The sequence below is a fragment of the Amycolatopsis sp. NPDC049868 genome, assembly GCF_044461365.1.
Classification (GTDB): domain Bacteria; phylum Actinomycetota; class Actinomycetes; order Mycobacteriales; family Pseudonocardiaceae; genus Amycolatopsis.
This window is the reverse complement of record NZ_JBITKV010000003.1, coordinates 729,643-750,152: the sequence shown is the minus strand read 5'-3', so window position 1 is coordinate 750,152 and position 20,510 is coordinate 729,643. Positions and strand designations below refer to the sequence as shown.

Below are 20,510 nucleotides of genomic sequence, written 5' to 3'. Positions count from 1 at the left end.
TGCCTCAAGCAGGCGTCTTTCATATCACCTTGAGTGACCAAAATTCCGCGAGACTTCTAGCCATGTGAGTGCCAGCTTCGCAAGGAGGGTCCGCTCACCCCGGGAAAACTCGGCCTCCGGGCGCCTGACCGGGCGTTTTGTTCCGTCCCGGTTCCACCGGATCGCGTTTAGCCCGCTAAACGCAGGTCGGCGAGGTCGGTCACCAGGGCATCGGGGGCGAGGGCGGCGAGGGCCTTGCGCTTCGCGGGCGTCCTCGCGAGAGCGATCGATGCGACACCGGCGGCGCGAGCGGCCAGGATGTCCGCGGCCGAGTCGCCGACCATGACGCACTGCCCCGGCGACGTGCCGAGAGCCTTCACCGCCGCGTCGAGGAGCGCGGGGTGAGGCTTGAGGCGCGCCGGGTCGCTCGTCGTCCGCGCGCTGATCCCGCGAACGAACTCGGCGAGGTCGTGCAGCCCCAGGAAGGACCTGACCGCGTCGACGGAGTTGTTGCTGACGATCGTCACCGTGAACCCCTGCGCACGCCAGTCACGGAGCACGTCCGCGACACCGGGCGACGGCGAGGTCTGCGCGACGGCCTCCCCTTCGAAGCGACTGAGCTGCCGCTCGACGACGTGCCCGGCGTTCGGACCGCACGAGACCGCGTACCGGAGCACGTCGAACGGATCGGCCGAGGCGATCGGCTCGGGCTCGACGAGGCGTTTCAGCCTGTCGGCCACCTCGCTCGCCGGCAGTCTGGCGAACACGTCGCACACCGGGCCGTCGAAGTCGAGGAAGACATGGTCCTTCTCCTGCAGAAGCTCCCGCACCCCACCCATGCCCCCCACCTTGCCACCGACCTGCGTTTAGCGGGCTAATCGCGATCCGGAGGGACCTTACGGACGAAGCCGGTTTCTGGTTAGGTTCCGACCATTGGGGTCGGTCCTGTTCAGCAGACCTAGTCACTGGGGGTATACGCCCATGCCGCGTCCCTTCCGTCCCGTTTCCCTGGAGCCGCTCCGCCGCCGGTCCAAACGGACCGCCGGGCTCGCGATCCTCAGCCTCGCCGCCGGCCTTCTCGCCGCTGTACCCGCCGACGCCGCCCCGGCGGACCAACAGCGTCAGCGGGACTTCGCGGCCGCCGCGCAGGAGTTCGGCGTCCCCGAGAACGTCCTGCTCGGCGTCTCCTTCCTGGAGTCGCGCTGGGATTTCAACGCCGGCACCCCGAGCACGTCCGCCGGGTACGGCCCGATGCACCTGACCGACCTGCGTGAAGCGGGCACGGGCACGCATCACGACGAAGGCGAGGAGGATCCCCGCGGAGACGATGCCCGCCAGGCGAAACTCCCGTCGACCCCGGCGCCGAAGCCTCCCCCGCCCGGTCTCCAGACCATCGACGAGGCGGCCACGCTGATCGGCCAGGACGTCGCGACGCTGCGCACGAACACCACCCAGAACATCCGCGGTGGCGCCGCCCTGCTGGCGAAGTACCAGCGCGAAACCGGCGATTGGCGGGCCGCCGTCGCGCGGTACAGCGGCGCGAAGGACGCCGAGGGAGCGCAGTCCTTCGCCGACGAAGTCTTCGACACCATCTCCAAGGGCATCAGCCGCAGGACCGACGACGGCCAGAACGTCACCCTCGCCGCGTCACCGGTGAGCCCGGCGCGCACCCAGGCGGAAGCCCCGAAGACCGAGTGCCCGAAGAAGGTCTCGTGCCTTTCGGTGCCGGCGCCGTACCAGGAGCTGCCGGACAACGACTACGGCAACCACGACAAGGCGGACCGGCCGAAGAGCCAAAAGGTCGAATACATCATCGTCCACGACACCGAGGGCTACTGGGACACGGCGATGGACCTTGTCACCGACCCGACGTACGTGAGCTGGCACTACACGATCCGCTCCTCGGACGGCCAGATCGCGCAGCACGTGCCGACCAAGGACGTCGCCTGGCACGCGGGCAACTGGTACGTCAACGCGAAGTCCGTCGGCATCGAGCACGAGGGCTTCGCCGCGAAGGGCACTTGGTACACGGAGGCGATGTACCGCACGTCCGCGAAGCTCGTCGGCTACCTCGCGCGGAAGTACGACATCCCGCTCGACCGCGCGCATATCCTCGGCCACGACAACGTCCCCGGCACGATCCCCTCGACCATCAAGGGCATGCACTGGGATCCGGGCCCGTACTGGGACTGGGCGCACTACTTCGACCTGATGGGCGCGCCGCTGTCCGGTTTCGGCCGTCCCGGCTCGCCGCTGGTGACCATCACGCCGGACTTCGCCACGAACCAGCCCGCGTTCACCGGTTGCGAGACCGCAGGAAAGCCTTGCCCGGCAAGGGGTTCCGGTTCGGTCGTGCTGCGCAGCGAGCCGCACGACTCGGCACCGCTGCTCAAGGACATCGGCCTGCGCCCGGACGGTTCGGCGAGCACGATGGCCGTTTCCGACATCGGCAGCCGCGCGGAGACCGGCCAGCGCTACGTGGTCGCCGAGCGGCGTGACGGCTGGACGGCGATCTGGTACCTCGGCCAGAAGGGCTGGTTCCGCGACCAGCGCACGACGAGCCCGGCGTTCGGCCTGGTGGTCACGCCGAAGCCCGGTCTGGCGACCGTGCCGGTGTTCGGGCGCGCGTATCCCGAGGCGGCGGCCTACCCGGCGAACGTGCCGGTGCAGCAGGTGATCCCGCTGCCGTACACGTTCTCGGCCGGGCAGCGGTACTCGCTCGGCAACGTCCTCGGTTCCGAGTACTACTCGGCGACGACGTTCGACCCGGCGAACCACGTGGTCGTCAAGGGCAAGACGAAGTACGTGCAAATCCAGTTCGGACACCGCATCGCCTTCGTGAAGGCGGACGACGTCCGGATCCTGCCCGCCGTCTGAAGCCGTCCCCGGGGTCAGGAGTCCAGCGCGACCTTGACCCCGGGGGCGTGCTCGGTGTTCCGCCGCGTCTTCGACCAGCCGTTGCGGCCGCGCACCAACCGGAACAGCGCCCGCCACGACGTGATGTAGAACGTGTAGATGTACAGCGCGTAGGCGAAACCCATCCCGATCCCGCGCAGGAAATTGCGGCTCTTCAGGCATTTGTACTGGTAGATCGGGCCCCACACGATGAACGGCAGCAGCCCGAAAGAGCCGTAGATCGCGAACAGGATCCACGCGCCGTCGTCGGCGAACCAGGTCCACACCTGCGCCGGATCGCCCGCGGTGCTGAAGAGCAGCAGCAGGAACGGGATCGGGTACAGCAGCGAGCCGAGCAGCTGCATCCACGGTTGCGCGAGGTAGTACATCATCTCCGCCGCGCCCAGCGTGCTCACATGCGGCGAATCCCAGATCCGCCGGAGATACCGCGAACACTGCATCGTGCCCTGGCCCCAGCGCGTGCGCTGCACCAGGAATCGCCGCAGGCTGTACAGACCTTCCTGTTTCACATGGGAATCCGGCGTGTAGCCGGTCCGCCAGCCCGCGGTCAGCAGATGCACGCCGAGTTCGAAGTCCTCCAGCAGTGAACCGCGCCACGGCTGCTCGTCCGGTCCGGCGATCGAGTCCAATGCGGACAGTCGCGTGAACTGACCGTTGCCACCCATGGAGATCGTGCCGGTGAACCCGCGCGAGGTCTGGATGGCCGCGATCGCCGTGCGGAACTCGAGATCCTGCATCTGGGCCAGTTTCAGCCCGAACGCACGGGAGAGCCAGTTCTTCCCCGGTGGCCGGGTGCCTGCGTTGCCCATCCAGACGTCCAGTTGCACGGCGCCGATCGTCTCGTCGCCGAAGAGATGGTCCGCGGCACACACCTCGAGGCAGTTCTCCGCCGGCCGTCCGTCCGCGTCGACGACCACTACGACGACGTCGTCACGGCTCGCGTCCGGGCCCATCCAGTCGTTGAGCGCCTGATAGGCCGCGTTGAGCGCATCACCCTTGCCCGTCCGCGCTTCCGGACGGCGCCGGGGAACGAGGTGCAGGTACGGGTCGTAGCCGCCGTTGCGCCGCCAGATCGACCTGACCACGCGGGCCGTGCGGTCCTCGGAGTCGTCGTCGACGACCCAGACGTGCGCCTGCCGGAACGTCGAACGCAGATACCGCACGGTTTCCCGGATGACGGTCTGTTCGTCCCGGCACGGAACGAAGAAGTGCCAGGTGAAGTCGTCGGCGTCGCCGACGGGCGCGGGTTTGCGCCGCAGGTACGGCACGACGATCACGACCACGTACACGATGAACGCGACGCTCATAGTGAGCGCGAAGGCCTGCGTGATCGCGAGAAGGATCTTGATCGAGCCGCCGCCCATCAGGCGGTCCCGCGTTCGGCGCGGGGCTTACGGGTGCTCAGCCACACGAACAGGACGAGGGCGACCGCGCCGCCGAGGACGCTGACCATCGAACCGAGCAAGGTGTGACCCCAGTAATAGCCTTCGTCGATACCCATCACGTTCACGAGCCCGACGATGGCCAAAACCCTCATCTGATTGACAAGAATGACGACGATCGCGGAAATCGCCAACGAAGTGAACAGCCTCTTCGCATTTCCCGGACGGAAATACAACATGACGGCGGTCACCAGCAGCAGGGGTAGCAGCATGAATGCCGACGAGCATTCCGGAGTCATCCTTAACCCGAGTGGAGTATCGCCCGACAACCCAAAGTAGACAGTCTCGCGTTCACCGGCGACGAAGACACCCGATGTGGTGATAACCCTCAGTATCAGGCCGGAGAGCTGAACTTCGAACACCCGATACAGACGCTCGGCCAGCACCAGGCCGACCGCGACGGCGATCACCGCCAGCACCGCCATACGCAGCGGAAACCGCTTGAAACTCGGCAAAGGAGCGCTCGCAACGGCCACGGTGACCCTCTCAGGAAAGACGCAGCAGACGACGGGGATCCGGCGCAGCGGACAGGGACTCGCCGACGAGAGTAAGTCAGCGGGAACCGGCCCTTTCGACCGGGGTTCGCATTTTCAATGTGATCATGGGCCCTTTCGGCACGATCGTGGAGAAACTGACTAGACCGAAAGAGTGAATCGATCGGCGACCTGCGGCAATTTCGTCCAGGACCACCCGATCCGGTGATCCTCCCAATTTTCCGTTCAATTTAAGAAACACTCGGCGATAGACGATCCGCGAGCCGAGTCAGGCCAGCTGAGGATTCGTCCGCATCGGTTGTGCCCTCGTGCCGACCGCAGATGAGAGAACCCCCACGAATCAATTCGGAGGACCAGTTGAAGAACACGCACCTCTTGCGACGAGGCGGACTGCTCGCCGCTGTGGTGGCGAGTGTGGCCATCGCCGGCGCGGCGCCCGCCTCGGCGGCCCCCGGTGACGGCTCCGCGTATGGCGTCAAGGTCGATGTGAAGCTCCTCGGCCTCGACGCGGTGAAAGCCGGGCCGCTCGCCGAAGCGAAGACCTCCGGGCCGACCACCAACAGCCTCGCGAAGGCCAACCTCACCGGTGTGTTGACCGCGGGCGCGATCAACACCGAAGCCAAGCGCGACGACAATTCCGGTGCCGTGACCGCCAAGGCAAGCACCGCCGACGTCGGCTTGCCGCTGCTGAAGGCCGCCCTCGGCGATGTCGGCGTCAAGGTCGTCGAAGCCACCTGTACCGCGACTCAGAAGGGTGTCCAGGGTGCCACCACCCTGGTCGGCGCGAACCTCGGCAGCGCGGGCGCCGTCGACTCGACGCCGGCACCGAACACGCAGGTCAAGGTCGGTCTCGGCGACGTCAACGTCGCGACGATCATCCTCAACGAACAGATCAAGAACGGTGACGGCAGCCTCACGGTCAACGCCATCCATGTGAAGCTGCTGGGACAGGCGCTCAACCCGCTCGGTTCCGGCGACGTGATCGTCTCGTCGGCCACCTGCGGTCCGGCCGGTCTGCCCGTGCCGCTCGCTTCGGGCGCCGGACTGTGGATCGGTCTCGGCCTGCTCGGTGCCGTCGCCATCCCGGTCGGCATCCGCGTGGTCCGCAACCGGCGTCCGGCGACCACCGCCTGACCAGGGTGAAGTGAGGTCGAAATGTACAAGTTGCCTGGCGCCGGAGTCGGCGTCGCCGGTGGCGGGGTGGGTGCCCTCGCCGCCACCGGGGCCGATGTCGGCTGGTGGCTGGCCGTCGGCGTGATCCTGCTGGTTCTCGGAACCATCGCGGTCATCGCGGGCTACCGCCGCACGAAACGGCTCGGCGAGATGGGGAGCTGACGCTCCCCTGGACGGAACGGCCGCCGGCGTGGGCCCCTCGCACGCCGGCGGCCATCACCCGCGTTTTGCGGGACACTCGAAATCGTGGATGAGGAGCGCGAACGCGTGGATGTGATGTTGCTGGCCGGGACGCGGCCGGAGGCGGTCAAACTCGCGCCGCTGGCGCTGGCGCTGGCGGAGCACCCGCACCTGCGGCCCTTCGTCGTCCACAGTGGACAACATCCGGGCATGGTCGAGCAGGCGCTGATCCCGTTCGGCCTGCCTGTCGACGCCTGGCTCGACACTCCACCCAGGACCACCGGCACCCAGGCGGAACTGGTCTCCGGCCTGCTTCCCGCGCTCGACGAGGTGCTGCGCCGGGTCGCACCGGCCGCGATCGTCGTCCAAGGTGACACGACGACGGGACTCGCGGGCGCGCTCGCCGCGTTCTGGCAGGGCATCCCGGTCGTACATCTGGAAGCGGGACTGCGCACCCACGACCTCGCCGCTCCGTTCCCCGAAGAGGGGACGCGGCAGATGATCTCGCGTATCGCCGCCCTGCACCTCGCGCCGACGCCGGGCGCCGCGGCCGCACTGCGCACGGAAGGTGTTCCGCGCCAACGGATCGCCGTCACGGGCAACACCGTCGTCGACGCCGTGATCGCGATCGCCGAACGTGATCTCCCCGCACGGGACACCGCGCTCGCCCTGCTGGAGATGGAAATCGCCGAGGCGGGTGAGCGGCTCGTCCTCGTGACGTCGCATCGGCGCGAGTCCTGGGGCGAGCCGCTGAGCCGTACTCTCGCGGCCATCGAACTGATCGTCGCGGAGCACGGCGACGTCCAGGTGCTGTTCCCGGTGCATCCCAATCCGGCGGTGCGGGACCAGGTGACGACCGCGCTCGGCGGGACGCCGCGGGTGACGATCACCGAGCCACTCGAATATCCCGATCTCGTGCGCGCGCTGCGGCTCGCCGAGCTCGTCCTGACCGATTCCGGTGGCATCCAAGAGGAAGCACCGACCTTCGGCACACCCGTCCTGGTGCTTCGCGACGTCACCGAACGACGCGAAGCGATCGAGGCGGGCTGTGCCTGGCTGGTCGGGACGGACACCGGTCTCATCGCCGACACCGCGGCGAAGATCCTGCGTGGCGACCTTCACCCGACGCACGCCGGAAACCCTTACGGAGACGGCAATGCCGCCGCCCTGTCGGTGGCGGCACTGGAGGAGCTGCTCAACCTCGCACCGGCGCCGCGCACCGCCGCCGAATCCCGCTAGATCGACACGATCTGCACCGGCAGGGCCGGGTTGGCGGAAAAGTCGAGCGAGGCCCGCGGGCGTCCGGCGGCGACCACGTGCGCGCCGAGCGCGGCGATCATCGCGCCGTTGTCCGTGCACAGCCGCGGCCGCGGGACACGCAGGGTGATCCCGGCCTCGGCGCAGCGCTCGGCGGCGAGTTCGGACAGTCGTGAATTCGCCGCCACGCCACCGGAGATCACCAGTGTGTCCACGCCGTGTTCCTTGGCCGCGCGGATCGCCTTCATGGTGAGAACGTCGGCGACGGCCTCCTGGAACGACGCGGCGACGTCGTCGACCGGGATGTCCTCGCCGCGCCGCTCGGCGCCTTCGACCCAGCGCGCGACCGCGGTTTTCAAGCCGGAGAAGGAGAAATCGAACTTGGCGTCGCGCGGCCCGGTCATCCCGCGGGGGAACGCGATGGCCGCGCCGTCACCGTTCTTGGCGGCCTTGTCGATGGGCGGGCCGCCCGGGTACGGCAGGCCGAGGACGCGGGCGACCTTGTCGTAGGCCTCACCCGCGGCGTCGTCCACAGTGGACCCGAGCTCGGTGATCTCGGAAGCGATGTCGTCCACCAGCAGCAATTGCGTATGCCCGCCGGAGACGAGCAGAGCGAGACAGCGCTCGGGCAACGGGCCGTGCTGGAGCGTGTCGACGGCGATGTGCCCGGCCAGATGGTTGACCCCGTAGAGCGGGATGTCGAGCGCGGCGGCGTACGCCTTGGCGGCGGCGACGCCGACGAGCAGCGCACCGGCGAGACCGGGTCCGGCGGTGACCGCGATGGCGTCCACATCGGACAGTTTCAGCCCGGCCTTGTCGAAGGCGCGTTCGACCGTCGGGACCATCGCCTCCAGGTGCGCGCGGCTGGCGACCTCGGGCACGACGCCGCCGAAGCGGGCGTGCTGGTCGACGCTGGAGGCGACCTCGTCGGCGAGGAGCTCGACCGTGTTGTCGTCGTGCAGGCGGACGAGGCCGACGCCGGTCTCGTCGCACGAACTCTCGATGCCCATGATGATGCGCGGCATCAGCCCGCCACCTCGTCTCGGACCTGGGCCCGCGGGCGGGCCATCGTGTAGGCGTCGGCGCCGGAAGGCTGGTAGTAGCGCTTCCGCAGGCCGACGCGTTCGAAACCGTGTCGCTCGTAGAGCGTGATCGCCGCGTCGTTGTCGGTGCGGACTTCGAGGAAGACCGGCGCGGCGAGCTCGTCCGCGCGGTCGAGGAGCGCCTTCAGCAGGACGGTGCCGATGCCTTTGCGCTGGTGGCCGGGGTCGACACCGATCGTGTGGATACTCGCCTCGTAGTCGCCGCGGCGGCCCACGACGGCGAGCCCGGCGTAACCGATGACCTCGTCGCTTTCCTCCGGACGGGCGACCAGGTAGAAACCGCCGGCGTCGAGTTCCGCGTGGAAGGCGTAGGCGGTCCACGGCGAATCACCGGGGAAGAGGATCTTCTCTATCTCGACACAGCGTGGGATGTCCTTGCGGCGTAAGGGTTCCAGCCTCACGGCGTGGTCACCTTCTTGCGCGCGGCCGGTTCGACGGCGTCCGGGCGGCGGAGGTACAGCGGGGTGAGCGGGGCGGGCTCCTTGTCGAAGTCCGCACGGGCGGCCTTCACCAGTCCGACGGGTGATGGGAAGCGCGGCTCGATCGGCTGGACGCCGAGGGTGTCCGCGTAGAGGAGGGCGCCGTCGCCCGCCGCGACCTTGATGGTGGTCTGGAGGTCCGCGGGTCGCTCGACGTGGGGGCCGTCGGTGCGGGAGCCATCGGCGGCGTACGCGGCCCAGTAGACCTCGCGGCGCCTCGCGTCGGTGAGGACGAGGAAGGGCGCTTCGCCGGGGGCGACGTCGGCGGCGATCGCGTCGAGACTGCAGACCGGGTAGGCGGGGATGCCGAGGGCGTGGGCGAGCGACGCGGCGGTGGCCATGCCGGCGCGAAGGCCGGTGAAGGGGCCTGGGCCGACGCCGCAGACGATGGCGTCGAGGTCGCGAAGGGTGACGCCCGCGGCCTTGACGGCTTCGAGGGCGTGCGGCGTGATCAGCTCGCCGTGGGCGCGCGGGTCGACCGTGACGCGGTCGCCGCGCGGCTCGAGGGCGTCGCCGTCCAGGGCGACGAGGCCCGCGGTGACCGCCGGGGTCGAGGTGTCGATGGCCAGTACCAGCACGGTTACCCAGCCTACGACCAGCGCCCCGGACCGCGTTTAGCGGGCTAAACGCGATCGGGTGGCGTGGCCGCTCCCGCGGTACCGGATCGCGTTTAGCCCGCTAAACGCGACGCGCACGGGGCCTGCCGCCGGGTCCGGGACCCCGCCGTCAGAGCGCGTTTAGGGGGCTAAACGCGCTCCCGCTCCCCTGCCCTCGGATCGCACTTAGCCCGCTAAACGCGATCCTTCGCCAGGGTGTGAAGCAGGTCGCAGGGCGCGGGCGGCCTGCGCGGTACGGTTCCGCAAGCGGGGTTCCTTGGCTCCAAGCGCCCCGGCAGGCGGAGTCGAGCAGGAGGTCACACGGTGCCCGATCGGTTGTTCCCCTCGCTGGCGAGCGGCTCCGGAAAGGAGGCGCTCCGCTTCGGAGACACCTCCCTTTCCTACGCCGACGTCGCGGCCGTAGCCGGCACACTCGCCCGCGACATGCCGAGCGGTCGCGTCGCCGTCTGGGCGACGCCCTCGGTGCACACCAGCGTCGCCGTGATCGCCGCCCTGCTCGCTGGCGTCCCCGCCATCCCGCTCAACCCGAAGATCGGCGAGCGCGAACTCGCGCACATCCTCGCCGACAGCGAGCCCGTCCTCGTCCTCGCCGAACCAGGCGCCGACCTGCCCGCCGGTCTCGACGGCCTGCCTCGACGCGACATCGTTCTCGAAGGCGCACCGGTCGACCTCCCCGCGGAACCGGATGCCGAGGCCCCGGCGCTGATCGTCTACACCTCCGGCACCACCGGCCCGCCCAAGGGCGTCGTCCTCCCCCGGCGTGCGATCGCGACCACCCTCGACGCGCTCGAGGACGCCTGGGAATGGACCGCCGACGACGTCCTCGTCCACGGTCTCCCGCTGTTCCACGTGCACGGCCTGATCCTCGGCATCCTCGGGCCGCTCCGGCGCGGCGGCTCGGTCCGGCATCTCGGTCGCTTCTCCACCGAAGGCGTCGCACGCGAACTCGCCACCGGCGCGACGATGATGTTCGGCGTCCCGACGATGTACCACCGCATCGCGGGCGAAGTCGGCGAAGACCCGTCGCTCGCCGAGGCGCTGAGCAACGCCCGGCTGCTCGTTTCCGGGTCGGCCGCGCTGCCCGTCCACGACCATCAGCGCATCACCGCGGCGACCGGCAGGCGCGTGATCGAGCGCTACGGGATGACCGAAACGCTCATGAACACCAGCATCCGCGCCGACGGCGAACACGTCCCCGGAACCGTCGGTGTCCCGCTGCGCGGCGTCGATCTGCGCCTCGTCGACGAATCGGGCGAGCCTGTCGAGGAGATCGACACCGTCGGCGAGATCCAGGTCCGCGGGCCGAACCTCTTCACCGAGTACCTCAACCGTCCCGATGCCACCGAAGCCGCCTTCGACGACGGCTGGTTCCGGACCGGCGACATGGCGACCCGCGACGCGGCCGGGTACGTGAAGATCGTCGGCCGGAAGGCGACGGATCTGATCAAGAGCGGCGGCTACAAGATCGGCGCGGGCGAGATCGAGAACGCGCTCATGGAGCATCCCGGTGTCGCGGAGGTCGCGGTGACCGGCGAGCCCGACGACGACCTCGGCGAACGCATCGTGGCCTGGGTGGTGCCGGACGGAGAACGTCCGGCGGAGTCGGAGCTCGCCGACCACGTCTCACGTCTGTTGTCGCCGCACAAACGGCCTCGGGTGGTCCGCTATCTGGAAGCGTTGCCGCGCAACGACATGGGCAAGGTCATGAAACGGGCGCTCGGATGAGCAGGCCCTCGGCGCGGTCGGTCATCAAGGAGATCGCGACCGGTTTCGAGGATCTGGACGTTTCGCGTTCCGAGGAGCCGGACGACGGGCCGATCGGCTGGCCTGGTTATCGCTCGGCACGCGAGGCCGCCGAGGAGCGGACTGGTGAGAGCGAGTCCGTGCTCTGCGGGACCGCCAGGATCGGCGACGTCGAGGCGGTGCTGATCGCTTTCGAATTCGGCTTCCTGGGCGGTTCGATCGGTCAGCGGACCGGTGATCGCGTCGAGGCGGCGTTCGCGCGGGCCGTGGAGTCCCGGTTGCCGGTGGTGTCGCTGATCGCGACCGGCGGCAGCCGCATGCAGCAGGGGATGCGGGCGCTTTCGCAGTTGCAGCGCATCGCGCGGGCGGCGGCCGGAGCCCGGTCGGTGCCGCAGATCTCGGTGTTGCGCGATCCGACCACAGGTGGCGGCTGGGCGACGCTCGGCGCGAGTGCCGACGTCGTCCTCGCCCTGCCCGGGGCGCAGGTCGGCTTCGCAGGGTCTCGCGTGCGGCCCACTGGTGCGTCCGCGGATGCGTACACGGCCGAGGCGAAGCTCGCGTAGGGCCAGGTGGATCAGATCGTGACGCCGGCCGAACTTCCTTCGGCGCTGGAACGGTGGCTCCGCTTACTGACTTCGTCGACGACGGAAGCCGCTGAACCGCCTGGTGCACTCGGTGCGACGGATCTAGCCGACAGCGGTTGGGATGCGGTCCAGGCGGCACGCGCCGCTGATCGACCGAGGGCTGCGGAGTATCTCGACGCGTACTTCGATTGGCGTGAGGAACTCTCGGGCGACAGGTGCGGCGGAGTCGACCCCGGCGTCTTGTGCGGCTTCGGCTGGCGAAGCGGCCGAGCGATCGCGTACGCGGCTCAGTGCGGAACGGCGACGCTGCCCGCGGGGTTCCGGACCGCGGCACGTCTCGTGCGGCTCGCGTCGAGGCTCGGGATCCCGGTGCTCACTCTCGTCGACACCCCCGGAGCGGCGAACGACGAGGCGGCCGAGCGGGCCGGTGTGGGCGCGGCCATCGCGGAGTTGTTCGAGGCGGTCGCGAGCGCGGCCGTGCCGATCACGACGCTGGTGATCGGGGAAGGCGGGTCCGGGGGCGCGCTCGCGTTCGCGGCGCCTGGGTCGACCTGGGTGACGCCCAACGCGTACTTCTCGGTGACGTCGCCCGAGGCGGCCGCAGCGATCCTCAAGCTGCCCGCCGACGAAGTCCCCGCTCTCGCGGACAGGCTGCGGCTACGCCCCCAGGACCTGGTCGACCTGGGAATCGCGCGCACCGTCGTGAGCCCCGCGGATCGCGTTTAGCCCGCTAAACGCAGGTCGCACGGCCCAGATCGCGATTAGGGGGCTAAACGCAGGTCGGGCGGCCGGATCACGATTAGCCCGCTAAACGCAGGTCGGGCGTGCGGGCGGCCCAGGTGCCGTGCGGCTCCAGGGTGACCAGGCGGACGTCGTCCTCACGACGCTCCAGTCGCACGACGAGGTAGTCGTCCGACAGGCGCTCGGCGGCTCCCTCGCCCCATTCGACGACCAGGGCCGACCGCTCCAGTTCGGTGTCGAGATCCAGGTCGTCCAGCTGCGAGAGATCCCCACCGAGCCGATACGCGTCGACGTGCACCAGCGCGACCCCGGCCGCGCCCGCCGGATGCACCCGCGCCAGCACGAACGTCGGCGAGCTGACCCGCCCGCCGGCACCGAGACCATCGGCGATCCCGCGGGTCAGCGTCGTCTTGCCCGCCCCGAGCGGCCCGGAGAGCAGCACCAGGTCGCCCGCGCGCAGCGAACGCCCGAGCTCGCGCCCGAAATCCATCGTCGCCTCGGGAGTCGGGAAAGCGAAATTCATCAGCGTTGCCACCACCAGGTCCGCCGTTCGGAAGTCTCACCATCGGTGCCCGTGCACCGTTGCACCAAGTCGATCAGGTGGCTGTTCACCAGTTCGGGTTGTTCCAGCTGCACCATGTGTCCCGCGCCGCGCACGCGCACCAGCTCCGCGTCCGGCAGCTCCGCCGCGATCCGCTCGGCGTGCGCGATCGGCGTGAACCGGTCGGAATCCCCGCCGACGACCAGCACGTGCGCGTGCTTCAGCCCGGCGAGCGCGGCGTACCGGTTGTGGCTGCCGAGCGTGTCGACGAAGTTCACGAGCCCGCGCACCGGCGTCACTTCGAGCATTTCCAGCATGAAGTCGACGAGCCGCGGCGACACGTCCCGGCTGCCGAACGCCAGCCTGCGCACGGCTTGCCGGGTCAGCTGTCCTCCCGCCGCACGCACGAACTCGACCAGGCCAGGCTGCCAGCCGGCCAGCCCGCCGACGCCTCGCGTGAGCGGGTTGTACTTCGAAAGCAGTGACCGCGGCAGCCCCCGAGCGCCGACTTCGCCCGCGGCGGTCGCGATGAACGCGACGCCGCATACACGGTCGTCGAACAGGTCGGGATACTCCGCGGCGAGCTCCATGATCACCATGCCGCCCATCGAGTGCCCCATGAGCACGATGGGCCCCTCCGGCACCACCGAGCGCAGGACCATGTCGAGGTCGCGCGCCAGCTGCTCGATGGTGCTGGTCTCGGCGGTCGCGGCGCCGGATTGCCCGTGCCCGCGATGGTCGTAGTAGATCTGACGCACCCGCGGCAGCTTCAGTGACGCGAGGTCTCGCCGCTGGAAGTGCCAGCAGCGCTTCGACAACGCGAAACCGTGCACGCCGACGACGGTCAGCTCCGGTTCTCCTCCATCGACCGGATCGATCTCCTCGACCGCGAGCGGCGTGCCGTCCTCCGCCGCCACTGTCGATGTCCGATCCGGTGCGAGATCCCCCAACGGCTCGTCCACGAACGGATCCTCACTCTGCCGCCGCTGCTGTGCGGCGACGGCGATCGCCGCGGCGGTGCCGGTGGCCACCGCCCCGACACCGCCGACTATGGCCAGCAGTCTTCGTGAAGGTGTCACGAGCCTGCCTCCAGATACGTTCGGCGGATTCGCGGCCGGTACATCGAAGTCACGATCTCGTAGTCGATCGTCCCCAGCTTGTCGGCCCATTCCCTGGCCGTGGGCTCGCCGGACGCGCCCTGGCCGAAGAGGACGACCTCGCTGCCGATGGCCGGTTCGTCGTCTCCGCAGTCGACGATGAGCTGGTCCATGCAGACGCGGCCGACGACCGGCCGTCGGCGGCCGTCGAGCCAGACGTCCATCCGCCCGGACAGCGACCGCGGCACGCCATCGGCGTATCCGGCCGGGACCAGGGCGAGAGTGGTGTCGCGCTCGGCCGTCCAGCTGTGACCGTACGAGACCGATTCGCCGGCCGGGATCCGCTTCGTGAGCACGACCGACGATTTGAAGGTCATCACCGGGCGGAGATCGTCGTCGGTGGGCACCGGGTTCAGCCCGTAGATCGCGATCCCGGGACGCACGAGGTCGAAGTGCAGATCCGGCCTGGTCAGCACGGCCGCGGAGTTCGCGATATGCCGCATGGGGTTCAGGCCGGCCGCGCGGGCGATGTCGTAAGCCTCGTCGAACCGCTTCGCCTGCGCGTCGATGGAGGGGTGGCCGGGCTCGTCGGCGCAGGCGAGGTGCGACCAGATGGCGACGACCTCGATGAGCGGCTTCGCGGCCGCCGCGGCCTTGACCAAGGCCGGCCATTCCGCAGGTGGGCAGCCATTTCGGCTGAGCCCGGTGTCGATCTTGAGATGCACCCGGCAGATCGCGTTTAGCCCGCTAAAGTCGCGTGCCCGGCGCGCGCCGTCGGCCACGCGGGCCAGCTCGTCCAGGGAGCTCACGGCGACGTCGATGTCTTCGGCGACAGCGTGCGCGAAGTCTGCTTCGGGGGTGTCGAGCCAGCTGAAGAGCCGGACCCCGATCCCGGCCCGGCGCAGCGCGAGCGCCTCGCCGAGGGAGCAGGTGCCCAGCCAAGTGGCCCCGCCCTCGACGGCGGCCCGGGCGACCTCAAGGGCTCCGTGCCCGTAGCCGTCGGCCTTGACCACGGCCATCGTCTGGGCCGAGGGAGCGCGGGAAGCGAGCAGGGCGACGTTGTGCCGGATGGCGGACAGGTCGATGACGACCTCGGCACGTGGGAAACTGGCGGTCATAACGACCACCAGTTTCCCACGAACCGGCTCAGGACAGGCGCGCCCCGTCGGTGGCGGAGAACACGTGCAGCTCGTCGGGACGGATCCGCAGGTGCAGGGTGTCGCCCATGGCCGGCGGTGTGCGCGGGTCCACACGGGTGACGACGTTCGACTTGGCGCCCTCGGCGTCGGTCTCGGCCAGCTTGCCGTAGACGTACGCGTCCGAGCCGAGCTCCTCGACGAGGTCGACCTTGATCGGCAGCGTGCCGTCTTCGCTGGTGGTCACCTCGAGCGACTCGGGACGGAAGCCGAGAGTGACCGTGTCGCCCTCGGCCTTGGCGAGGATCTCGCGGGTCAGCGGCACCCGTGCGCCACCCAGCTCGGCGCCGTCTTCGGTGAGCTTCGCGGTGACGAGGTTCATCGCGGGCGAGCCGATGAATCCGGCGACGAAAGCGTTTGCGGGCTTGTCGTACAGGGCGCGCGGGGTGTCGCACTGCTGCAGGAGACCGTCCGAGAGGACGGCGACCCGGTCACCCATCGTCATGGCCTCGACCTGGTCGTGCGTGACGTACACGGTCGTGACGCCGAGACGGCGCTGCAGCGCGGCGATCTGCGTACGGGTGGAGACTCGCAGCTTCGCGTCGAGGTTCGACAGCGGCTCGTCCATGAGGAAGACCTGCGGCTCACGCACGATGGCGCGGCCCATCGCCACGCGCTGGCGCTGACCGCCGGAGAGCGCCTTCGGCTTGCGGTCGAGGTACTGCTCGATGTCGAGGAGCTTGGCCGCGTCGAGCACCTTCTGCTTGATCTCCGAAGCCGGGCGGCCCGCGATCTTCAGCGCGAAGCCCATGTTCTGACCCACGGTCATATGCGGGTACAGCGCGTAGTTCTGGAACACCATCGCGATGTCGCGGGCACGCGGCGGCAGCTGCGTGACGTCGCGGTCGCCGATCCACACAGCGCCTTCGTCGATGTCCTCAAGCCCGGCGAGCATCCGCAGGCTGGTGGACTTGCCACAGCCGGAAGGCCCGACCAGCACGAGGAACTCGCCGTCGGCGATCTCGAGGTCGAGTGCGTCGACGGCGGGCCGCTCGGAGCCCGCGTAGCGCCGGGTCGCCTTGTCGTAGGTGATCGTGGCCATCGGTTCAGTCCTCTTTCGGTTTCGCGGAAATGCCGTGCCCGAGTTCGCGGGCTTCGAGATGCCGTTGCTGGATCCGGCGCCCCTCGGCGCGGTCCGCTTCGGTCGGCTCGAGTGGGGTGTAACCGTGCTGTTCCTGCCAGCGGGGAGGTTCCGTGCTGGAAGCGAGGGCCCAGGCCGCCTGCCGCGCGGCACCGACCGCGACGTACTCGGCGACCTCGGGGATGACGACGGGCACGCCGAACACGATCGGCGCGATCGCGCGGACGGCGGCCGACTGGGCACCACCGCCGATCAGGAGGACGCGACGGACCTCGAGCCCCTGTTCGCGCAGGGCGTCGAGACCGGCGGCCAGACCGCACAGCATGCCTTCGACGGCCGCGCGCGCGAGGTTTTCGGGCGTCATGTTCGCGCGGGCCAGACCGAAGAGCGTGCCCTTGGCGTCCGGGAGGTTCGGCGTCCGCTCACCGTCGAGATAGGGCAGGAAGGTGAGGCCGCCGGACCCGGGCGTGGCGGCGAGCGCCAGCTTGTCGAACTCCGCGAGTTCGACGCCGAGCATCGCGGACGTGGCCGTGAGCACTCGGGCCGCGTTGAGGGTGCAAGCCAGCGGGAGGAAACGGCCGGTGGCGTCGGCGAATCCCGCGACGATGCCGGAAGGGTCCGCGCTCGCCGTCTCGGAGACGCCGAAAACGGTGCCGCTGGTGCCGAGCGAGACCACGACGTCGCCGGGGGCGAGTTCGAGACCGAGGGCGGCGGCCATGTTGTCGCCGGTTCCGGCCGAGACCAGGATCCCGTCCGGCGTGCGGCCCGCGGCTTCGGCGGGACCGATGACCTTGGGCAGCTCGGGAGTGCGGCCACCGAACGCGTGCGCGAGGAGGTCTTGGCGGTACTCGCCGGTGGCGGGCGAGAAGTATCCGGTGCCGGAAGCGTCGCCGCGGTCGGTGACCGGCTCGGCGCCGTCGCCCAGCAGCCGCCAGGTCAGCCAGTCGTGCGGGAGCAGGACGCGGGCTACGCGATCGGCCAGTTCGGGTTCGTTCTCCGCCATCCAGCGCAGCTTCGTGACGGTGAAGCTGGCGACCGGCAGGGAGCCGACGGACTTCGCCCAGTTCTCGGCACCAAGCTCGGCGCCGAGCTCTTCGGCCGCTTTCGCGGACCGGGTGTCGTTCCACAGCAGCGCGGGCCGGACGACCTCGCCGTCCTCGTCGAGGGCGACCATGCCGTGCTGCTGACCACCGATTCCGATGGCGCCGACGCCGTCGAGGAGGCCGTCCGTGGCCTCGCGGAACGCGTCCCACCACGCGGCGGGGGCGACCTCGGTGCCGTCGGGGTGCGAGGCACGCCCGGTGCGGACGATCGCGCCGGTGTTCGCGTCGCAGACGACGACCTTCGTCGACTGGGTCGACGAGTCGATTCCGGCGACCAGGTCAGAACTCATATTCGGGCCCCTCCGGTGCGCACTCGACCTGTTCGATGGCGGTCCCCGCGGTGAGCGCCGCCTCGATCTCCTCGGTCGGCGTCTCTTCGTCGGTGATCAGGAGGTCGTAGTCGCCGATGTCGCCGTACGCGTAGGTGGCGGTGCGGCCGAACTTGGAGTTGTCGACGACCAGGACGTTGCGATCGGCGGTGCGCAGCGCGGCCTTCTTGAGCTCGGCGTAGTCCTGGACCGGGTGGAACAGGCGGCCGACCGCGACCGCGGCGACCGAGACGAACGCGATGTCGGCGTGCGTGCGTTCGAGGAACGCGACGACGTCCGGTCCGGCGCACGAGTCGAACTCGTGGTGGTAGCGCCCGCCCGCCAGGACGACCTCGACGCTCTTGGCGGATCCGAGGATGCGGGCGGCTTCGAGCGAGTTGGTGATGACGGTGAGGTCCTCGACCTGGCCGAGGCGGCGGACGAGCGGGAAGAGCGTCGTCGAGTCGTCGACGAAGACAGTCTGGCCGGAGTGGACGTGCGCCGCGGCGGCCTCGCCCAGCGCGTCCTTGGTGGCCTGGTTGAAGGTGTCGCGGAAGCGGGCAGCCGACTCCATGGTCGTCGCGGGGTAGGCCTCGACCTTGCCGCGGAGTTTGCGGAGGAGACGACGGTCGGCGAGGTCGTCAAGGTCGCGGTGCATCGTCATCAGGCTGACGCCGAAGCGGGTGGTGAGGTCGTCGATACGGACCTCGCCGGTGGCGATGACGTGGTCGAGGATCTCCTGGCGTCGCTGCTCGACGGCGGCGTCCGAAGGCCTGGTCTTAGACATGGGCAACACCGTTCACGACCCGGACCTTCGCGGTCTCGGCGGGGTGGGTGTCTGCGCTCACACCTGCTTCTTACCAGATTATTCGCCCGGAGTTAACACGTAACTCGATAACTCCCGCATTTTTTCCCACTCCCGTCGCCTGCCCCGCCGACCTGCGTTTAGCGGGCTAACCGCGCTCTGAGGGCACCCGCCCGCAGAGCGCGGTTAGGGGGCTAAACGCAGGTCGGCGCCCTGGTCAGGAGGTCAGGGAACGGACGGACCGGATGGCGTCCGGGACGGCGCCGAGGATGCCGGAAGCCGAGGTGGGGGCGCCGTCGGCGGCCAGCGCCCCGGCGAGTGAGTGGACGTGCGCGGCCGCCCCGGCCGCCAGCCACGGGTCGAGCCCGGAAGCGAGCAGCGCGCCGACCAGACCGGACAGCACGTCCCCCGAACCCGCGGTCGCGAGCCACGACCCCCGCGGCGTGTTCACCAGCGCGCGCCCGTCCGGCGCCGCGACCACCGTGCAGTGCCCCTTCAGGAGCACGACGGCGTCGTACTTCCGCGCGGCCGACCGCGCCGCCGCGACCCGGTCCGCCCCCGGCGGCGCACCCATCAGTCGCTCGAACTCTCCCGCGTGCGGGGTCAGCACGAGCGGCGTATCCGGATCACGCGCGTCGAGCACCTCCGGCGAACGCGCGATGATCGTCGTCGCGTCGGCGTCCGCGCACACCGGTACGCCACGGCCGAGTACGAAGCTCAGTACGTCCCTGCCCTCATGTCCCGTGCCGATCCCCGGCCCGACGACCCACGCCTGCACCCGGCCCGCGTCGGTCACCGAACCCGTCGCGATGACCTCGGGCCAATGCCCGCGCACGACATCCGCGGCATGACCGGCGTACCGCACCAGCCCGGACGTCGCCCGCACCGCCGCGCCGGCCGCGAGCACCGCCGCGCCCGGATACGTCGCCGACCCGGCGGCCACCCCGGCCACGCCCTGGCTGTATTTGTCGTCGTCCGGACCTGGCACCGGCCACACGGCGGCGACGTCCGCGGTATCGAGTCGTCGCAGGTCGGGATCGCTGAGCCGCAGTCCGATGTCCACCAGGGAGACCTCGCCGCAGGACGCGGGCGCGAGGGCGTGCACCGGCTTGAGCGCGCCGAAGGTGACCGTCCGGTCGGCCACGACCGCCGGACCGTCGACGGCGCCGGTGTCCGGATCCACCCCGCTCGGCAGATCGACCGCGAGCACGGGCGAACTCACGTGCTCCAGCAGCGCGGCGGCGTCCGGCCGCAACGGCCCACGCGCCGAGATTCCGACGATCCCGTCGACGACGAGGTCGGCCCGCTGAATCCACTGTGGACCATCCTCAAGGGACACGACCTTGCCGCCGGATCGCTTCAAAGCGGCCAAACCCGGACCGTGCGCGCGTTCGGGTTTCAGCAGGATCGCGGAGACGGCCACGTTGCGGCGGCGCAGGAACGCACCGGCCCACAAGGCGTCGCCACCGTTGTTGCCCGACCCGACGAGCAGCGTCACCCGCCGCCCGGACACCGAACCCGTGTGCTCGGCCAGCATCTCGGCGGCGTGTACGGCGAGACCGAAAGCCGCGCGCCGCATGAGCTCGCCGTCGGGAGTGACGGCGAGCAACCGGTCCTCCGCCGCGCGAATCCGTTCCGTGGTCCAGATTCCCTGCACGACGCCTCCGGTCT

General features: G+C 69.8%; 18 protein-coding genes and 1 pseudogene. 6 read left to right on the top strand and 13 right to left on the bottom strand.

The genetic code is table 11. The features are described 5' to 3' along the window. Window positions 1–167: 167 nt before the first annotated feature. Complete coding sequence (locus ACIBTM_RS17155; RefSeq protein ID WP_395877580.1) at window positions 168–818, bottom strand: HAD family hydrolase; 651 nt, start codon at window positions 816–818, stop codon at window positions 168–170. A 142-nt stretch (window positions 819–960) separates the two neighbouring features. On the opposite strand from ACIBTM_RS17155, the gene ACIBTM_RS17150 reads away from it, so the two are divergent. Then, entirely contained in the window at window positions 961–2,856 is a 1,896-nt protein-coding gene (locus tag ACIBTM_RS17150; protein WP_395877578.1) for an N-acetylmuramoyl-L-alanine amidase, read from the top strand. 14 nt (window positions 2,857–2,870) lie between these two features. On the opposite strand, the gene ACIBTM_RS17145 is transcribed toward ACIBTM_RS17150, so the two are convergent. Beyond that, window positions 2,871–4,259 carry a glycosyltransferase gene (locus ACIBTM_RS17145; RefSeq protein ID WP_395877576.1) on the bottom strand — a complete coding sequence of 463 codons (1,389 nt, stop codon included), beginning with the start codon at window positions 4,257–4,259 and terminating at the stop codon, window positions 2,871–2,873. Further along, complete coding sequence (gene xrtP, locus ACIBTM_RS17140; RefSeq protein ID WP_038519723.1) at window positions 4,259–4,762, bottom strand: exosortase P; 504 nt, start codon at window positions 4,760–4,762, stop codon at window positions 4,259–4,261. Before xrtP ends, ACIBTM_RS17145 begins: the two co-directional genes overlap by 1 nt. Window positions 4,763–5,188: 426 nt before the next feature. On the opposite strand from xrtP, the gene ACIBTM_RS17135 reads away from it, so the two are divergent. The 3 genes from ACIBTM_RS17135 to wecB all read left to right on the top strand — a co-directional run bounded on the left by ACIBTM_RS17135 (window position 5,189) and on the right by wecB (window position 7,423). Next, the gene (locus ACIBTM_RS17135) at window positions 5,189–5,965 is read left to right on the top strand and encodes a choice-of-anchor P family protein (RefSeq protein ID WP_395877574.1); all 777 of its coding nucleotides are present in this window, start codon (window positions 5,189–5,191) and stop codon (window positions 5,963–5,965) included. 21 nt (window positions 5,966–5,986) lie between these two features. Continuing rightward, window positions 5,987–6,166 carry an LPXTG cell wall anchor domain-containing protein gene (locus ACIBTM_RS17130; RefSeq protein WP_007031099.1) on the top strand — a complete coding sequence of 60 codons (180 nt, stop codon included), beginning with the start codon at window positions 5,987–5,989 and terminating at the stop codon, window positions 6,164–6,166. A gap of 105 nt (window positions 6,167–6,271) precedes the next feature. Then, window positions 6,272–7,423 carry a non-hydrolyzing UDP-N-acetylglucosamine 2-epimerase gene (gene wecB, locus ACIBTM_RS17125; protein ID WP_395878097.1) on the top strand — a complete coding sequence of 384 codons (1,152 nt, stop codon included), beginning with the start codon at window positions 6,272–6,274 and terminating at the stop codon, window positions 7,421–7,423. Here the strand turns inward: wecB and tsaD are convergent. The 3 genes from tsaD to tsaB are packed head-to-tail and all read right to left on the bottom strand — an operon-like array spanning window position 7,420 to window position 9,601. Then, window positions 7,420–8,466 (bottom strand): tRNA (adenosine(37)-N6)-threonylcarbamoyltransferase complex transferase subunit TsaD, encoded by a 1,047-nt coding sequence (gene tsaD / locus ACIBTM_RS17120; RefSeq protein WP_037332589.1) that lies wholly within the window; start codon window positions 8,464–8,466, stop codon window positions 7,420–7,422. The genes wecB and tsaD overlap by 4 nt on opposite strands. Continuing rightward, window positions 8,466–8,945 carry a ribosomal protein S18-alanine N-acetyltransferase gene (gene rimI / locus ACIBTM_RS17115; protein WP_395877572.1) on the bottom strand — a complete coding sequence of 160 codons (480 nt, stop codon included), beginning with the start codon at window positions 8,943–8,945 and terminating at the stop codon, window positions 8,466–8,468. The genes tsaD and rimI overlap by 1 nt, the downstream gene beginning before the upstream one ends. Further along, a complete protein-coding gene (gene tsaB / locus ACIBTM_RS17110; RefSeq protein WP_395877570.1) occupies window positions 8,942–9,601 on the bottom strand; it encodes a tRNA (adenosine(37)-N6)-threonylcarbamoyltransferase complex dimerization subunit type 1 TsaB in 660 nt (219 codons plus the stop codon). The genes rimI and tsaB overlap by 4 nt, the downstream gene beginning before the upstream one ends. A gap of 342 nt (window positions 9,602–9,943) precedes the next feature. Here tsaB and ACIBTM_RS17105 point away from each other — a divergent pair, with 342 nt between their 5' ends. Together ACIBTM_RS17105 and ACIBTM_RS17100 are read left to right on the top strand one after the other, a co-directional pair. Next, window positions 9,944–11,365, top strand: a complete 1,422-nt coding sequence (locus ACIBTM_RS17105) for an acyl-CoA synthetase (protein WP_395877568.1) — start codon at window positions 9,944–9,946, stop codon at window positions 11,363–11,365. Next, a pseudogene (locus tag ACIBTM_RS17100) lies at window positions 11,362–12,693 on the top strand (carboxyl transferase domain-containing protein). The gene ACIBTM_RS17105 and the pseudogene ACIBTM_RS17100 overlap by 4 nt, the downstream one beginning before the upstream one ends. Before the next feature lie 73 nt (window positions 12,694–12,766). On the opposite strand, the gene tsaE reads toward ACIBTM_RS17100, so the two are convergent. The 7 genes from tsaE to ACIBTM_RS17065 all read right to left on the bottom strand — a co-directional run bounded on the left by tsaE (window position 12,767) and on the right by ACIBTM_RS17065 (window position 20,496). Beyond that, window positions 12,767–13,231, bottom strand: coding sequence for a tRNA (adenosine(37)-N6)-threonylcarbamoyltransferase complex ATPase subunit type 1 TsaE (tsaE, locus tag ACIBTM_RS17095; protein ID WP_395877567.1), 465 nt, complete (start codon window positions 13,229–13,231; stop codon window positions 12,767–12,769). Then, complete coding sequence (locus ACIBTM_RS17090) at window positions 13,231–14,328, bottom strand: alpha/beta fold hydrolase (protein WP_395877565.1); 1,098 nt, start codon at window positions 14,326–14,328, stop codon at window positions 13,231–13,233. The genes tsaE and ACIBTM_RS17090 overlap by 1 nt, the downstream gene beginning before the upstream one ends. Further along, on the bottom strand, window positions 14,325–15,464 hold the full coding sequence (alr, locus tag ACIBTM_RS17085) for an alanine racemase (protein ID WP_395877563.1): 1,140 nt from the start codon (window positions 15,462–15,464) through the stop codon (window positions 14,325–14,327). The genes ACIBTM_RS17090 and alr overlap by 4 nt, the downstream gene beginning before the upstream one ends. Before the next feature lie 28 nt (window positions 15,465–15,492). Continuing rightward, window positions 15,493–16,584, bottom strand: a complete 1,092-nt coding sequence (locus ACIBTM_RS17080) for an ABC transporter ATP-binding protein (RefSeq protein ID WP_037332616.1) — start codon at window positions 16,582–16,584, stop codon at window positions 15,493–15,495. Window positions 16,585–16,588: 4 nt separating this feature from the next. Then, on the bottom strand, window positions 16,589–18,016 hold the full coding sequence (xylB, locus tag ACIBTM_RS17075) for a xylulokinase (protein ID WP_395877561.1): 1,428 nt from the start codon (window positions 18,014–18,016) through the stop codon (window positions 16,589–16,591). Further along, window positions 18,006–18,821, bottom strand: coding sequence for a DeoR/GlpR family DNA-binding transcription regulator (locus tag ACIBTM_RS17070; RefSeq protein ID WP_395877559.1), 816 nt, complete (start codon window positions 18,819–18,821; stop codon window positions 18,006–18,008). The genes xylB and ACIBTM_RS17070 overlap by 11 nt, the downstream gene beginning before the upstream one ends. A gap of 235 nt (window positions 18,822–19,056) precedes the next feature. Continuing rightward, window positions 19,057–20,496: an NAD(P)H-hydrate dehydratase gene (locus ACIBTM_RS17065; RefSeq protein ID WP_395877557.1), complete on the bottom strand. Its 1,440-nt coding sequence runs from the start codon at window positions 20,494–20,496 to the stop codon at window positions 19,057–19,059. Window positions 20,497–20,510 lie beyond the last annotated feature (14 nt).